The following is a 15,839-nucleotide window of genomic DNA, read 5'->3' as shown; positions in this document are numbered from 1 at the left end:
GGGTATCAACATATCTGGCGTTGACTTTTGGCACGCTGTTGAGTTCTCAAGGAACGGACGCTTCCTTCGTACTCACCCCGACCAACCGGTCCAGGCTTTCCTCCGGGCGCTTCCCTTCGGTGTTTCGCTTTTCGCGTTTCCGACTCTATCAGACTCTTTCGCGTCCGATTCCCCGTCGGAAGGGGTTCGCCTTCCGGTTCCGGCGCTTTCGCGCTTTCCCCTTTCCGGCGGCTCCGACTCTACCAGATCCTTTCGGGCCTGATTCCCAGTCAGCGGGAGTTGCCTTTCCGGCCGTTGCGGGCCGTTCCGACGCCCAAACTGTAGCCGATTTCCCGGGCTGCTCATAATCGAGCGTTCGAAATGAATTTCGGCATGCCGAAATTCATCCCGGTTGGGAGGTCGTGCGTGAGTTGGGTTGCCGCTCCAGGCGACGTGAACTGCTGCCGCAGAACCGTTCCGGCTCCGTGACAACCCGAAGAACTTTACGGACCGCGCAGGTGCGTGTCAAGCGCCGCTGATCAGTCGAGTGAGTTCAGTCCAGATCGGTCAGCCGGCCGCCCGCGTCCGGTTGGGCGTCCTCAACCCTGCGCAGCACACGGATCAGCAGCTCGCCCAGCAGGGCGCGTTCCCCTCCGGACAGGTCCTGGAGCAGATCCTCCTCGAAGCTCGTGGCCATACGCATCGCCTCGAGCCACTTCGCTCGGCCCTCGTCGGTGAGTTCCACGATGACGCGCACGCGATTCGTCTCGTCGCGGTCGCGCGTGACCAGGCCCTCGCCCGCCATGCGGTCGATGCGGTGCGTCATCGCCGCCGGGGTGAGACCCAGGCGTCTGGCGATGTCGCCGGGACCCATGCGGTAGGGGGCGCCGGAGAGAACGAGGGTCTTGAGGACCTCCCACTCCGCGTTGCTGATGCCCAGGTCGGCCACTTGGCGGCCGTACGCCACGTTCATCCGTCGATTGAGCCGGCCCAGAGCCGAGACCACCTTCTCGACCTGCGGGTCGAGATCGCCGAACTCTCGCTGATACGCGGCGATCTGTTCGTCCAGGCTCGGTTCCTGGGGCTCGGAAGACGTCTCGGGGCCCTCAGGGGTCGCAGTTGGCATGCACTGCAGTATCGCACGCGGCGCGTTGGCATTGAAGTCCTTGGACATGTACTGTTTAGTTTCGAACTTTAGTTTTGAAGTCTTCAGGCCTGAGGGCTTCATACCTTCATCCCTCCAGATCTCCGTGATCTTCAGACCCGAGGCAGGTGAGTGTGACCAGGGCGATGGGCGCCGCGATGCGCCGGATCCAGGCAGGCAACGTGCTGAGTGCGTTCGGACTCGGCTTCACCGTTCCCTTTCTGTATGTCTATGTGGCGCAGGTGAGACAGCTGGGCGCGACGGCTGCGGGTGTGGTGCTCGCCGTGTTCGCCGTCGCCGCCCTTGTCGCCCTCCCCTTCACCGGGCGGATCATCGACCGCCGCGGGCCGCTGCCCGTCCTCCTGGGGGCCGTCCTGCTGGCCGCCGTAGGGGCCGCGGCGCTGGGCGTGTCCGGCAGCGTCCACGCCGTCGTGTTGTCCGCGGCGCTGCTCGGCGGCGGCACGGCGGTGATGCAGCCCGCCCTGGCCACGATGATCGTGTGGTGCTCAAACAGCGGCACCCGCACCCGGGCGTTCGCCACGCAGTTCTTTCTGCAGAACCTGGGGCTCGGCATCGGCGGGCTGATCGGCTCGAAGATCGTCGATGAGAGCCGGCCGGCGAGCTTCACGCTGCTGTTCTCCATCGAGGCCGTGATGTTCCTGGTGCTGGCGGGGCTCGCACTCACCATCAGGCTGCCGCAGGCGCCGTCACTGCGCGACGCGATGCCGGAGAACGCCGAGGCCCAGGCCAAGAGCGGGCTGCGAACAGTGCTGGGGCACCGCTCCATGGTGCAGCTGTGTGTGCTGGGATTCGTGTTGTTCTTCGCCTGCTATGGGCAGTTCGAGTCCGGTCTCACGGCATACGGCACGGAAGCCGCCGGGATCGACGCCTCCACCCTCGGCGTGGCGATGGCCGCCAACACCGGGGCGATCGTGGTCGCGCAGTTCCTGGTCCTGAAGTTCGTCGAGCGCCACAGGCGGAGCCGGGTGATCGCCGGGGTGGGGCTGCTGTGGGCGGCAGCGTGGATCGCGGCAGGGTACGCGGGTCTCGGGCACGGCAGCCAGGCCATGGCGACGGCCGCCTTCATCTCCACGTACGCACTGTTCGGGCTCGGTGAAGCGATGCTGTCGCCGACCGTCGCACCGCTCGTCGCGGATCTGGCGCCCGAGTCGATGGTGGGGCAGTACAACTCCGCGTTCGCACTGGTCAAGCAGCTGGCGCTGGCGGTCGGCCCGGCGGTGGGCGGTCCGATGGGGGCCATGCTGCCCGGCCCGTACATCGTGACCTTCATCCTCTTCTCCCTCGGCATCAGCGTGCTGGCGCTGCGGCTGGGGCGGCGGCTCACCCCCGTACAGGACCAGCCGTCGCTTGCCGCGGCGTCGCGCGTGGTGGCGGTGCACAGACCCGCGCCGGAGAGGGCCGTGGGCGCCGCACGCTGAACGGCCACACGCCGGCGGGCTGCCCACTGACGGCCCCTGGCCGACCGCCCGCCGGCCGACCGGCTGCCGGCGCTGGGTCGGCGGCGCGCACTGGCCGGGCGGAGCCCCTTCAGCGCGGCAGGGCGAACTCGCACCAGACCGCCTTGCCGCCGCCCGGGGTGCGGCGGCTCCCCCAGGACGAGGCGATCGTCGCGATGATCGAGATTCCGCGGCCCGCCTCGTCCTCCGTCTCGGCGCGGCGGCGGCGCGGCAGATGGTCGTCTCCGTCCGTCACTTCGATGGTCAGCCGGCGGTCGGTGCGGCGGAGCCGCAGCCGCATGGGCGGCGTGCCGTGCTTCAGGGAGTTGGCGACCAGTTCGCTCGCCGCCAGCACGCCCAGATCGTGCAGTTCCGGGGAGAAGCGCCAGGACGCCAGCACCCCTGAGGCGAAGGCCCGGGCGCGCGGGGCGGCCTCCACCCCGCCGAGGAGGTCCAGGGCGGCGTTGTGGAACAGCTCCGCGTCCCCGCCTGTGCGGGTGGGGTGCTGGACGACGAGCACCGCCACGTCGTCGTCGTGGTCGGCGGTCACCCCGAGGGCGCGGATCAGCCGGTCGCAGACCACCTGAGGCCCGCCCGTCGCACCGGCGAGCGCGCACTCCAGCGCGGCCACGCCCTTGTCGATGTCCTCGCCGCGGCGCTCGACCAGCCCGTCCGTGTAGAGGACGGCGCTGGCGCCGGGAGGCAGGGCGATGGAGCCCGAGGTGTGCAGCCAGCCTCCGGTGCCGAGTGGCGGGCCGGTGGGCTCCTCCGCCCGGAGGACCGTGCCGTCCTCGTCCCTGACGAGGACGGGGAGATGGCCGGCGGAGGCGTAGACCAGGCGTCCCTCGTTCGGGTCGTGGACGGCGTAGACACAGGTGGCGATCTGGCTGGGGTCGATCTCGGAGGCGAGCCCGTCGAGCAGCTGGAGCACCTCGTGCGGCGGCAGGTCCAGGCGGGCATAGGCCCGTACGGCGGTGCGGAGCTGGCCCATGACGGCGGCGGCGCGCACCCCGCGGCCCATGACATCGCCGATGACGAGGGCCGTGCGGCCCGCGCCGAGGGTGATCACGTCGTACCAGTCGCCGCCCACCGCGGCGTCCGTGCCGCCCGGCTGGTAGGTGGCGGCGATCCGCAGGTCGTCGGGCTGCTCCAACTCCTGGGGCAGCAGCGACCTCTGGAGGGTGACGGCGGTCTCGCGGTGTCGGCGCTCGCTGGCGCGGAGTCGCTCTGCCGCCTCGGCCTGGTCGGTGACGTCGGCCGCGAAGACGAGGACGCCCGCGACGTTCCCGGCGCCGTCGGCGCGCTCGCCGCCCGTTGTGCCGAGGGGGGAGTCAGTGCCGTCGACGACCGGTCCGGTGTGCGGCGCGGCGGCGTCGCCGCTGTGCTCGGCGGGCAGGCAGGTGATGGTGTACGAGCCGTGTCCCCGGACCTTGCGGGACTTGACGGTCCGGGGCCGACCGCTGCGCAGCACCTGGTCCATCAGCGGGAGCAGGCCGAGTTCGGCCAGCTCGGGGCAGCTCTCGGCGGCTGCCGTGCCGGCCTGGCGGGGGCCGAACACCGCGGCGTAGGCGTCGTTGACATACGCGACGCGGTGTTCCGGGCCGTACACGAGGGCGACCAGCGCGGGGAGTCTCCCGAGCATCTCGCTTACGGAGAAGTCGTCGAGGGCGGGCGCGTCGGGCGGGGCCTCCGGCTGCCGGGTGTACTCGCCGCGGGCCGCGGGCACCGAGCCTTCCCCCCGCCGGGCCGGGGAGCGCCCATGGTCGGTCCTCCGCGCTGCGGCGCGACGCTGCGTACCCGGGAGCCTTGCGCTCCAACGCGTGAAGTTCACTGACTTTCTAGCCTCAATGGGTTGTCGCCAAGGGTCACTCTGCGCAGGTGTGAGCCCACCTATGGTCACACGTCCAGTGTGACCGACCGGACTGACAGTCCTGCCGCTACGGACCGTCCTTCGGTCGGTCTTTGGGGCTGCCGCGCCCGTCCTCGGAGTCGCCGGATCCGGTGGGCCCGTCAGGCCCTTGGGATGTACGTCTGCCGCCGGCCGCGAGTTCAAACTCCGCTCGGGGATGTTCCAGCGAGCCGAGGGAGACGATCTCACGTTTGAACAGGCCGGCGAGGGTCCATTCGGCGAGTACCCGGGCCTTGCGGTTGAAGGTGGGCATGCGGTTGAGGTGGTACATGCGGTGCATCAGCCACGCGGGGTAGCCCTTGAGCTTGCGGCCGTAGACATGGGCGACGCCCTTGTGGAGGCCGAGGGAGGCGACGGAGCCCGCGTACTTGTGGGAGTACTCCCTGAGGGGGCGGCCGCTGAGCGAGGCTGCGATGTTCTCGGCGAGGACCTTGGTCTGGCGCAGGGCGTGCTGGGCGTTCGGCGCGCACTCCGTGCCGGGCTCGTCGGCCGTGATGTCGGGAACGGCGGCGGCGTCGCCGGCCGACCAGGCGTGTTCGACGCCTTCCACGGTGAGCCGGGCGGTGCAGCGCAGGCGTCCCCGTCCGTTGAGGGGCAGGTCGGTGGCGGTCAGGAGCGGCGCCGGCTTCACGCCCGCCGTCCACACGACGGTGCGGGTGGGAAAGCGTGAGCCGTCGCTCAGCACGGCCACCCGGTCCTCGCAGGACTCCAGACGCGTTTCGAGCCGGACGTCGACGTTGCGGGCGCGCAGCTCGCGTACCGCGTACTTGCCCATCTGCTCCCCCACCTCGGGGAGGATGCGGTCGGTGGCCTCGACGAGGATCCACTTCAGGTCGGCGGGCTTGATGTTGTGGTAGTAGCGCGCGGCATAGCGGGCCATGTCCTCGAGCTCGCCGAGTGCCTCGACGCCCGCGAAGCCGCCGCCGACGAAGACGAAGGTCAGCGCGGCGTCGCGGATGGCCGGGTCGCGGGTGGAGGAGGCGATGTCCATCTGCTCGATGACATGGTTGCGCAGGCCGATGGCCTCCTCGACGGCCTTGAAGCCGATGCCGTGGTCGGCGAGGCCGGGGATGGGCAGGGTGCGCGAGATGGAGCCGGGCGCGAGGACGAGTTCGTCGTAGGCGATCTCCTTGGGGCCTGCGCCCTCCTCCTCCGTGGCGAGGGTGTTGACGGTGGCCGTGCGCTTGGCGTGGTCGATGGCCGTGGCCTCGCCGATGAGCAGGGCGCACCTGTGGAGCTCCCGGCGGAGCGGGACCACGACATGGCGCGGGGAGATGTTGCCTGCGGCCGCCTCCGGCAGGAACGGCTGGTACGTCATATACGGGTCGCGTGTGACCACCAGGATCTCCACCTCGCCGCGGCCGAGCTCGGCCTTCAGCATCCGCTGGAGGCGCAGCGCGGTGTACATGCCGACATAGCCTCCGCCGACGACGAGGATGCGCCTGTCCGGACGTCGTCGTCCGGGGGTCGTCCCGCCGGGATTCGCAGCCTTCACCATCCCATGACGCAACGGGCTCAGCCGTTTGTCCACAGCCCCGGCAAATTGTGTGACCGGAGCCCGCGCGGGGGCGGGGCGGTCCGTCGGCCGTGGAGGATCAAAGGCGTGCAGGTCAGGATAGGCCTGGGGGGTGTGGGGACGGGGGGTCATAGGGAACCTTCCGGCCCTTGCTCCGATCGGGGGGCGCTCCGTGCGGAACCACCCCCTTCTGAATTGACCCGGGCTCAACTATGTTCGTATCCCGTCGGGGTGTCCGGACGCGGCACGCCCGGCAGACCAGGGTGGGGAAAGTCTCCGGGGGGAGACGTCATGACCGGGGGAACACATATGCACATCCAGGACTCGCATTGGCACACCGCCGACGTCTCGACCGCGTCGGCATCCGCGCAGGGCGCGCCGACGGCGATCGCCACACGCGCGGGGTCCGTCGGGGCCGGGCGTCAGACTCCGCTGCGGGTGGATGCCCAGCGCAATCTGGAGCATGTCCTGCGCGCGGCGCGCGAGGTGTTCGGCGAGCTGGGCTACGGCGCTCCGATGGAGGACGTGGCGCGGCGCGCCAGGGTCGGCGTGGGCACGGTGTACCGCCGGTTTCCCAGCAAGGACGTGCTGGTGCGGCGGATAGCCGAGGAGGAGACCGCGCGGCTGACGGAGCAGGCGCGGACGGCGCTGGGGCAGGAGGAGGAGCCATGGCCGGCGCTCGCGTGCTTCCTGCGGACGTCGGTGGCGTCGGGCGCGGGCCGGCTGCTGCCGCCTCATGTGTTGCGGGTGCGCGTGGACGGCGGAGGTCAGCCGGGTGACGGCGGCGAAGAGGTCCGGGTGCCCCAGCAGCGGGCGGGCGGGCCGGCTGCGGCGCGGGCGGGCGGGCCGGCTGCGGCGCGGGTGGTCGGGCCGCGCGGGGTGCCGGCGGAGGAGCAGGCCGAGTCGGGTGCTGACGAGTTGCTGGAGGTCGTGGGGCAGCTCGTGGAGCGGGCACGGGAAGCCGGCGAGCTGCGTGCCGACGTCACGGTGGCGGATGTGCTGCTGGTGATAGCCACGGCCGCGCCTTCCCTGCCGGATGCGGCGCAGCAGGCGGCGGCTGCGGAGCGGCTGCTGGACATCCTGCTGGAGGGACTGCGTCCGCGGGCCGTGTGACGTTCCGGCTGCGGGCCGGGCGTCAGTCGGCTGGTCGGCTGGTCGGCTGGTCGGCTGGTCGGCTGGTCGGCTGGTCGGCTGGTCGGCTGGTCGGCTGGTCGGCTGGTCGGCTGGTCGGGCCCATGGTCGCTCTGCGTTCGCTCTGCGGGTGAGACGCTGTCGAGCCGTAGTCGAACTACTGGGCAACGGCTGGTCAACCGGTCTGCTCGGTGGTGCCGTCGCGACATTCCCCGAACGGGTGAAAGCTCGTGCCTGGTTTCGGGGAGTCTCCCCGGACGGGTGGTTGCGGGACCTGAGGGGCCGGCGTATTGCGGCTCTGTGGCACTCTGGCTCGGTGTTCGAGTCCGCGCGTGCGTACGGGAGCTTCCGCGATGAGCGGTGACGGTCGGGGTGACAGACGGGACGAGTCTCTCGACAGTGCGGGCGGGGCTGAGGCAGCCGGTCTGCCCTCGAGGCAGGTGCCGAGCCAGGGAGGGCCCCGTGGCGCGTCAGGGATGCCCGGCGTGGGTGCGGACCCTGATGCGTCTGACGTCCGGGGCCCGGAGGGGGAGGCGGTTTCCGGCACGGAGGCGGTTTCCGGCGGGCATTCCGTGCCGCCGCAGTGGGGACGTACGGGACGCCGGGGGCCCCGCGGCCGGCACGCCGAACGCCAGGAGCCCCGCAGCCGGCACGCCGAACGCCAGGGCGGCAGGCGGGAGGAGTCCGTACTGCCGCCGCCCGTGAAGGCCCCTCCGTCGGACGCCGATCTCGTCCAGCGGATGCGGGACGGCGAGGACAGCGCGTACGAGGAGCTGTTCCGCCGCCACTCGGAGGCAGTGCGCCGCTATGCGCGCAGCTGCTGCCGGGATGCGCACACCGCCGACGATCTGACGGCGGAGGTCTTCGCAAGGACGCTGCAGGCCGTCCGCAGCGGCGCTGGCCCTGAGCAGGCGGTGCGGGCGTATCTGCTGACGACGGTGCGACGGGTTGCCGCGGCCTGGACGAAGACGGCGAAACGGGAGCATCTGGTCGATGATTTCGCGGTGTTCGCCGTGGAGGCGGCGCGCAGCGCGGACGGGGCGCATGACGATGCCCTCGGTCTGGGCGCGGACGTCCGCGCGATGCACGAGGCGGAGCAGTCGCTGGCCCTGCAGGCGTTCCGTTCGCTGCCGGAGCGCTGGCAGGCGGTGCTGTGGCATACGACGGTGGAGGAGGAGTCACCGAGCGAGGTCGCGCCGCTCTTCGGGCTGACGGCCAATGCCACGGCGGTGCTGGCCAGTCGGGCACGGGAAGGGCTCAAGCAGGCATATCTGCAGGCCCATGTGAGCTCCGCTCTCACCTCGGGCGGGGATTGTGCGCGGTATGCGGACCGGCTGGGTGCGTATGCCCGCGGGGGGCTGCGGATGCGGGCGGAGCGGGGACTGCGCAGACATCTGGAGGAGTGCGCCAGGTGCCGGCTGGCCGCCGGCGAGCTGGAGCATGTCAACGCGGGCATTCCGGCGCTGCTGCCTGTCGCGGTCATCGGCTGGTTCGCCGCCGGCTATTCGCTCAAGGCCGCGGGCGTGGCGGCCGGAGGGGCCGCCGGGGCTGCGGGTGCGGCTGCCGGCGGCGGAGCGTCCGGGAGCGCCGGAGCATCGGGGGCTGCCGGTTCGGCGGCTGCGGGAGGTGCCACAGGCGGTTCATCGACCGGTTCGGCAGCGGCCGGCGCAAGCGGTACCGCAGGGGCCAGCGGTTCGGCGGCTGCGAGCGCAGGCGGCACAGGCGGTTCATCGACCGGTTCGGCAGCGGCCGGCGGTGCAGCGGGCGAGGGCGTAGGGGCGGCCGCCAAGGCGACCGTCGCGGCGGCGCTGGCCGCCGCAGCCGCGGCGGCGGTCGTCTGGGCGATGGCCGGTGACCGGGAAATCCGGTCCGAGTCTGCGCCACAGGCCAAGCCGCCCGCGGCGCAGCCGGTGCCGCCTCCGGAGCCTGCGCCGTCGTCGCCGTCCCCGGAGCCGTCCGAGCCGCCTGCCGCGCGCGCGGCGGCGCCCGCCGTGCCGTCGTCCTCGGCAACGCCGCCTCCTGCCCCGACGCCGACGCCCGCGCCCACACCCTCCAAGGCGCCCACGCCCACGCCGACGCCGACGCCGACCCCGGCTTCTGTGACCCCCACCCCCGAGCCGAGCCCGACGCCCACTCCGACCCCCACTTCCCCGCCGACACCGGAACCTCCGCCTCCGGCCCCGGAGGTCTACCAGGTCAACCAGCTCCGCTACACGGTCCTCGGCGACCACACGGGCCCGGAAGTGCGGCTGGGCGGGAGCAGCTGGCTCTGGCAGCGCTGGGGCATGTCGATCGCCGGCACGCACTACGCCCACGGGGTCACCGTGCACGGCAAGTCCTCCGTGACCATCGACCTCAACCGGTCCTGCTCCGCCTACCAGGCCAGGGCGGGCGTGGACGACATGATGCTGGGGCTGGGCGCGGTGCGGTTCTCCGTCTACGGGGACGGGGCGCGGCTGTGGCGTTCGCCGGTGATCCGCAGCGGGGATCCGGCGGTGCCGGTGAATGTGTCGCTCATCGGCCGCAAGACGCTGCGGCTGGTCGTGGAGCCGCAGTCGCCGTTCGACGCCGCCGCGCTCGCGGACTGGGCCGAGTCGCGGATCAGCTGCCGCTGACGCGCTCCGGGCGGCCGCTTCCGGCGACGGGCGGTCAGGCCTGGAGGGTGCGGCGCGGCGGGACGCCGGCTGCGACGGCCCGCTGGCGCGGGGCGGCCGCGCCCGTCCAGCAGGTGCCGCGGCGGGATAGCAGCCGTCTGAGCCAGAGTTCGGTCGAGACGAGTTCGGCCAGCCCGTCCAGGGGGACGGGTTCCCCGTCGGCGGCCGCCCGCAGGGCTTTGCGGACGACCCGGGCCTCCACCAGTCCGGCGTCCGCCAGCAGCGGGGCGTCGAAGAGCGCCATCAGATGCGGCAGCGCGGCGCGCAGCCCCGCGCGCGCCGCCGCGGCGGCGTAGGCGTGGGTGGTCGCGCCCCAGCCCGGCGGCAGGTCGTGGATGCCGGCACCCGCGAGCACGTCGCGCAGGATCGCGGCACGCGCGCCCGGCTGGACCCGCAGCGACTCGGGTAGTCCGCGGCAGGCGCGTACGACGGCGTTGTCGAGGAACGGGGCGTGCAGCCGCTGGCTGCGGATCTCCGCGGCCTGCTCCAGAATCCGCTGGTCGACGGCGTGGCGGGCGAGGGCGGCGCGCGCTCGTGCCTCGCCGGGGCGCTGCACGGAGACGGGCCGGGTCGCCGCCGCGTTGAGGCGAACCGATACTTCCGCCAGCGCCTCACCGGTCAGCCAGCGTGCGGCCGGCCCCGGCCGGGACCAGGCGAGGGCTGCGAGCGAGGCGCTGAGCGGCCCGTCGGCGTCCATGAGGTCGGCGAAGCCGTCCCGTGCGGCGCCCTGCCGGCGCCCCGTACCCCGACCGCCCGGGCCGCCGCTGCCCGCGCCGCGGCCCGGCACGCGGTTGGCCTCCAGCAGCCGCCCGGCGGCCTTCTCCATGCCGGTGCGGTAGGAGGTGCGGGCCAGTCGCCGGGCGGCGCGGTAGACGGTCAGCGGAATGAACAGCGACTGCGGCGACGACCCTTCGGCGCGCGCGAGGGCAGTGACGGGCCGCAGCAGATGGCGGCGGCGCCGGTCCATCAGCAGATCGGCGAGCCGGGCCGGATGGGCGTCCAGCACCTGTCGTGCTCCGGCCCCGGTGAAGTGGTCGGCGCTGCCCGCGGCGAGCCGGGAGCGGTGGCGTTCCGCGGTGACGAGCGAGGGCGCTGGCTCATCGGTCAGCGGCCCGCTGTCGAGTCCCGCGAAAGGGAGGTTCTCCTCGCCTGCGGCGACCACGACATGGTGCAGCCGGGGGTTGGAGGCGATGGCGCGGGCGCGTTCCAGTTCCGCTTCGCGGGCCTCGCGGCCGCCGGTGGCCAGATCGTTGAAGGTGACGGCGAGGAGCCGCTCGCCCGCTCCCGTGCCGTGTCCCAGCACGGTCCCGGGGACGCCGGGCAGCCCGGCGGCGAGCAGCGCGAGCGTGCCGGACGCGCTGCCTCCCGACAGGTCCGCGCCGATGCCGGGCGCGGGCCCGGGGCGTCCGCGGGCGGCGCGCCGGTCGGCCGGGCCCATGCCCGGCACGGGGCCCGGATCGGGCGGCAGGGTCTCGGGCGCGTGCCGGGGGGCGGTGAGGCGGGCCCGTACGGCCTCGATCAGGGCGTCCCGTACGCCGTCGACGGCGCGGTCCGGGTCGATCTGAGGTCCGGCGACGGCGAGCGAGGCGACCGGCTCGTATCCGGTGATCTCCCGCGAGCCCTCGCGGAGGATCAGCGCATGGCCGGGCGGGATGCGCTTGACCCCTTCGTACGGGGTGGAGTCGCCGAGCGCCTCAGGACTCTCCGGGCAGGCGAGCAGCGCCGCGAGGTGCCCGATGTCGAGTTGGGCCTCGATCAGGTCGGCTAGCGGCAGGGCGGCGGTGGCGTAGGCGGTGCCACCCGCCCACGGGGTGTAGAAGACGGGTCTGGCGCCTGCGAGATCGCCGATCACGGTGATGCGGCGGCCGACCTGAACGACGGCCGTGTAGCTGCCGGGCCAGGCCGTGAGATGTCGCAGTGCGCCCCCGCGCGCTGCGAAGAGGCCGAGTCTGAGCTGTTCGTCGCCGGCCCCGCAGCAGCCCAGGACGGCGAGCCTGGCGATGGGGGCGGCCCCGGTGGGCCTAGGGGGAGCGTCGGCGGTGACGACGCGGATCTCGTCGGGTCGCCAGTCGCCCACGGCCCACAGCGGATCCGGGTCTCCCCACAGCAGCTGGGAGCCGACGGGGTGGACGGTGCGGGCTTCGTCGGACGCGTCGGCGGGGTCGGCGGGGTCCTCGACGGCCCCGGCCGTGCCGAAGTGCGCGGCGATACTGCTCCAACCCACCAGCCACCGCATCGCCGCCTCCACAGGTTGTGGACAACCACATCCGCCGCTTCACATCTGGGGGACATGCTGCCACGAAGGAGGCGCGCACGCGGGGCTGCGGGTAGCGCACGCAAAATGTGAACGCGCCCCTGGCATGGGCCACTTACCGCCCCGACGCACCCTTGCGCGCCCCCTTCACGCCCCTGGAAGTGCGCCCGCACTTCACCTCAATGGACGCGAACAAGCCCTCAGGAGTGGGAAGTTGGCCCATGCAGGAACGTCGACATTCGGCCAATCTGCGACGGGAACGCGGGCCGCACACACGTCCGTACGGATGGCTGTGCAGGCCGCCGGGAGGAGTCGCCGATCCCCGCGCGGCGACCCCGCGGGCGGCCCCGAGACGACCCGGGGCGGACTCGACGCACGATCCGGGAGACGCGGCACGCCCCCCGGACCGGTCCGCCGCCCGCGGGGATTGAGGCGGCGGCATCCCCCAGCCCACCGGTGAAGTCCACGGCGGGCCGACCCACGCAGCACTCATGGAAGCGGTCCCCCACCAGTCGGGCCAGAGCGCACGCACAGGCGCACGGCCACACGCCCGGAGCACGGCCCCACGGGGCGCGAAGGGACGGACGGGGCGGACGGGGCGGGCCCGCCGCCTCGCGTTCCGGCCGCGCCGCAGGGCCGGACCCCGCCCCTTCGCACCTCCCCGCGCCCGCCCGCCCGCCCGCCCCGCCGGCCGGCCACCCTCGGCGGACCGGCCGCCGACCGGCCAACTGCCCGTCGCCAGAAACCCGTCGCGCGCTACGCACAACAATCTCGCCATACGGAACACCGCCCCTTAACGGTCGGGATGCGGCGAACTACGCTGGGTTTACTGATGTTCTCCGCGGGGGCGCATATTCCCGGGGGCTCGGCCACAAGCCTTTGCAGCCGTGATCCCGGGGGTGTGGACCAGGAGGACTCAGCACGAAAGCCGCGCGCCCGGGCAGCGACGCGGCGGCCGTCTGTGTGTCGAGGGGTGGCGCATGTCCAGGGAGCAACGCGGGCCGAACGAGAAGCTCGGCACCGTTCTCGCCCTCGCGGGAATCAGCAACGCCGGCCTCGCCCGGCGGGTCAACGACCTCGGGGCGCAGCGCGGTCTGACCCTTCGCTACGACAAGACCTCGGTGGCACGGTGGGTGTCGAAGGGCATGGTGCCGCAAGGCGCCGCGCCCCATCTCATCGCCGCGGCGATCGGGGCGAAGCTCGGCCGTCCCGTGCCGCTGCACGAGATCGGCCTCGCCGACGCCGATCCGGCCCCGGAGGTCGGTCTCGCCTTCCCGCGCGACGTCGGCGAGGCGGTGAAGACGGCCACCGAGCTGTACCGACTCGACCTCGCGGGCCGGCGCACCGGCAGCGGCGGGATCTGGCAGTCGCTGGCCGGATCGTTCGCGGTGAGCGCCTACGCGACCCCCGCGTCCCGCTGGCTGATAACGCCCGCCGACTCCTCGGTCGAGCGTTCGGCGGACGGCGCCGACGAGGCTCCCGCTCGCGTGGGCCACAGCGACGTGGCGAAACTGCGCGAAGCGGCCGAGGACGCCCGCCGCTGGGACTCCAAATACGGAGGCGGGGACTGGCGTTCGTCGATGGTCCCGGAATGCCTGAGGGTGGACGCGGCCCCGCTGCTCCTCGGCTCCTACTCGGACGAGGTGGGCCGCGGACTCTTCGGCGCGACCGCGGAACTGACCCGGCTGGCCGGCTGGATGGCCTTCGACACCGGGCAGCAGGAGGCGGCGCAGCGCTACTACATCCAGGCACTGCGGCTCGCCCGCGCGGCCGCGGACGTGCCCCTGGGCGGCTATGTGCTGGCCTCGATGTCCCTCCAGGCCATCTACCGCGGCTTCGCCGACGAGGGCGTCGACCTCGCCCAGGCGGCGCTGGAGCGCAACCGCGGCCTCGCCACCGCCCGCACGATGAGCTTCTTCCGGCTGGTCGAGGCGCGCGCACACGCCAAGGCCAACGACGCCTCGGCGGCCGGCTCCGCCCTGCGTGCCGCCGAGGGCTGGCTGGAGCGCTCCCGCGAGGGAGACCCCGACCCGACGTGGCTCGGCTTCTACTCGTACGACCGCTTCGCCGCCGACGCCGCCGAGTGCTACCGCGATCTGAAGGCCCCCCGGCAAGTGCGCCGCTTCACCGAGCAGGCGCTGTCGCGGCCCACGGAGGAGTTCGTCCGCTCCCACGGGCTGCGGCTGGTGGTCTCGGCGGTCGCCGAGCTGGAGTCGGGGAACCTGGACGCGGCCTGCGCGGCGGGCACGCGCGCGGTGGAGGTCGCCGGGCGCATCTCCTCGGCCCGTACGACGGAGTATGTGCGGGATCTGCTGCACCGACTGGAGCCGTACGGGGACGAGCCGAGAGTGGTGGAGCTCAGGGAGCGGGCCCGGCCGCTCCTGATGGCCCCGGCGTAGCCTGCGCGCAGCCGCCCGCGGTTGCGGGGAGGCGCACACCACTGTCTGAGCTGGTTTAACGGCATTGTCAGTGGGCCAGTGCACTATCGGGGTGGGAGGTGTCGCGTTGAGGGCGTACGACTGTGAGGTGCTGGTGGTCGGCGGCGGGATCGTCGGCCTGTCGACCGCGTATGCGCTCACCCGGGCTGCGCCCGGCACGAAGGTGACGGTCCTGGAGAAGGAGCCCGGACCGGCCCGCCACCAGACCGGACGGAACAGCGGCGTGATCCACAGCGGCGTCTACTACCGGCCCGGCTCGCTGAAGGCGCGGTTCGCGGTGCGCGGCGCGGCCGAGATGGTGAAGTTCTGCGCGGAGTACGGCATCGACTGCGCGGTCACCGGGAAGCTGATCGTCGCCACGGATCGCGAGGAGCTGCCCCGGCTGCACGCCCTGGTGCAGCGCGGCCGGGAGAACGGCATTCCGGTGCGGGAGCTCGGCGCCGCGCAGATCACGGAGCACGAGCCGCAGGTGCGGGGCCTCGCCGCGATCCACGTCGGCACCACGGGGGTGTGCGACTTCCGCGCGGTGGCCGCCCAGCTGGCCGCCTCCGCGGAGGCCTCCGGCACGGACATCCGGTACGGGGAAGAGGTCGCCGCCGTCGACCGGCGCGCCTGGGGCGTGGCGGTGCGCACGACCGCGGGCACGGTGATACGGGCCCGCGTCCTCGTGAACTGCGCGGGGCTGCACTGCGACCGGGTGGCCCGGCTGGCGGGCGACGACCCCGGCATGCGGATCGTCCCCTTCCGGGGCGAGTACTACGAGCTGACCAGGCCCGCGCTGGTGCGCGGCCTGGTGTATCCGGTCCCCGACCCGGCCTTCCCCTTCCTCGGCGTCCATCTGACCCGAGGCGTCGACGGGGAGGTCCACGTCGGGCCGAACGCGGTCCCGGCCCTGGCCCGCGAGGGCTACCGCTGGTCCACGGTCCGCCCGGCCGAGCTGGCCGCCACCCTGGCCTGGCCCGGCTCCTGGCGCATCGCCCAGCGCCACTGGCGGTACGGGGCGGGCGAACTGCACCGCTCTCTGTCGAAGCCGGCCTTCCTCGCAGCGGTGCGGAGGCTCCTTCCGGAGATCACCGAAGCCGATCTGCGGCCCGCCGCGGCGGGTGTGCGCGCACAGGCCGTACTGCGCGACGGCACGCTCGTGGACGACTTCCTCATCCATGAGTCCCCCCGCACGGTCCATGTGCTGAACGCCCCCTCCCCCGCGGCGACCGCCTCCCTCCCCATCGGCCGCGAAATCGCCACCCGCGCGCTTGCGGCCCTGGCGGAGGGATAGGGGCCGGGGCTCCGCCCCAGACCCCGTCCCCCGGGGCTCCGCCCCGGACCCCCGCGCCTCAGAGGCCGGCGAGGCTGAACT

General features: G+C 73.0%; 9 protein-coding genes. 5 read left to right on the top strand and 4 right to left on the bottom strand.

Going from position 1 to position 15,839, the window contains the following annotated elements; translation table 11 throughout:
* Positions 1-532: 532 nt before the first annotated feature.
* The gene (locus QCN29_RS27085) at positions 533-1,105 is read right to left on the bottom strand and encodes a MarR family winged helix-turn-helix transcriptional regulator (protein WP_279931431.1); all 573 of its coding nucleotides are present in this window, start codon (positions 1,103-1,105) and stop codon (positions 533-535) included.
* A gap of 164 nt (positions 1,106-1,269) precedes the next feature.
* Between QCN29_RS27085 and QCN29_RS27080 the strand changes: the two genes are divergently transcribed.
* Positions 1,270-2,562, top strand: a complete 1,293-nt coding sequence (locus QCN29_RS27080; protein ID WP_450170106.1) for an MFS transporter — start codon at positions 1,270-1,272, stop codon at positions 2,560-2,562.
* A 109-nt stretch (positions 2,563-2,671) separates the two neighbouring features.
* Here QCN29_RS27080 and QCN29_RS27075 read toward each other — a convergent pair whose 3' ends face one another.
* Positions 2,672-4,411, bottom strand: coding sequence for an ATP-binding SpoIIE family protein phosphatase (locus tag QCN29_RS27075; RefSeq protein WP_279931430.1), 1,740 nt, complete (start codon positions 4,409-4,411; stop codon positions 2,672-2,674).
* A 106-nt stretch (positions 4,412-4,517) separates the two neighbouring features.
* Positions 4,518-5,987 carry an NAD(P)/FAD-dependent oxidoreductase gene (locus QCN29_RS27070; protein WP_279931429.1) on the bottom strand — a complete coding sequence of 490 codons (1,470 nt, stop codon included), beginning with the start codon at positions 5,985-5,987 and terminating at the stop codon, positions 4,518-4,520.
* A 327-nt stretch (positions 5,988-6,314) separates the two neighbouring features.
* Between QCN29_RS27070 and QCN29_RS27065 the strand changes: the two genes are divergently transcribed.
* Positions 6,315-7,118: a TetR/AcrR family transcriptional regulator gene (locus QCN29_RS27065; protein WP_398860047.1), complete on the top strand. Its 804-nt coding sequence runs from the start codon at positions 6,315-6,317 to the stop codon at positions 7,116-7,118.
* A gap of 371 nt (positions 7,119-7,489) precedes the next feature.
* Positions 7,490-9,751, top strand: a complete 2,262-nt coding sequence (locus QCN29_RS27060) for a sigma-70 family RNA polymerase sigma factor (protein WP_279931427.1) — start codon at positions 7,490-7,492, stop codon at positions 9,749-9,751.
* A 34-nt stretch (positions 9,752-9,785) separates the two neighbouring features.
* On the opposite strand, the gene QCN29_RS27055 is transcribed toward QCN29_RS27060, so the two are convergent.
* Positions 9,786-12,026: an asparagine synthase-related protein gene (locus QCN29_RS27055; RefSeq protein ID WP_279931426.1), complete on the bottom strand. Its 2,241-nt coding sequence runs from the start codon at positions 12,024-12,026 to the stop codon at positions 9,786-9,788.
* 998 nt (positions 12,027-13,024) lie between these two features.
* On the opposite strand from QCN29_RS27055, the gene QCN29_RS27050 reads away from it, so the two are divergent.
* Positions 13,025-14,443 (top strand): MFS transporter, encoded by a 1,419-nt coding sequence (locus QCN29_RS27050; RefSeq protein ID WP_279931425.1) that lies wholly within the window; start codon positions 13,025-13,027, stop codon positions 14,441-14,443.
* 106 nt (positions 14,444-14,549) lie between these two features.
* The gene (gene lhgO, locus QCN29_RS27045; protein WP_279931424.1) at positions 14,550-15,758 is read left to right on the top strand and encodes an L-2-hydroxyglutarate oxidase; all 1,209 of its coding nucleotides are present in this window, start codon (positions 14,550-14,552) and stop codon (positions 15,756-15,758) included.
* The last annotated feature ends 81 nt before the right edge of the window (positions 15,759-15,839 follow it).

It is taken from the genome of Streptomyces chengmaiensis (assembly GCF_029846775.1).
GTDB classification, from domain to species: Bacteria; Actinomycetota; Actinomycetes; order Streptomycetales; family Streptomycetaceae; genus Streptomyces; species Streptomyces chengmaiensis.
The sequence above is the reverse complement of the archived record's forward strand: the minus strand, read 5'-3'. Positions and strand labels throughout refer to the sequence as shown.

Coding starts and splice junctions, on each gene's coding strand:
- QCN29_RS27085 (WP_279931431.1), bottom strand. CDS start 1,105: ATGCCAACTGCGACCCCTGAGGGCCCCGAGACGTCTTCCGAGCCCCAG.
- QCN29_RS27050 (WP_279931425.1), top strand. CDS start 13,025: ATGTCCAGGGAGCAACGCGGGCCGAACGAGAAGCTCGGCACCGTTCTC.
- QCN29_RS27070 (WP_279931429.1), bottom strand. CDS start 5,987: ATGGTGAAGGCTGCGAATCCCGGCGGGACGACCCCCGGACGACGACGT.
- QCN29_RS27065 (WP_398860047.1), top strand. CDS start 6,315: ATGCACATCCAGGACTCGCATTGGCACACCGCCGACGTCTCGACCGCG.
- QCN29_RS27080 (WP_450170106.1), top strand. CDS start 1,270: ATGGGCGCCGCGATGCGCCGGATCCAGGCAGGCAACGTGCTGAGTGCG.
- QCN29_RS27055 (WP_279931426.1), bottom strand. CDS start 12,026: ATGCGGTGGCTGGTGGGTTGGAGCAGTATCGCCGCGCACTTCGGCACG.
- QCN29_RS27060 (WP_279931427.1), top strand. CDS start 7,490: ATGAGCGGTGACGGTCGGGGTGACAGACGGGACGAGTCTCTCGACAGT.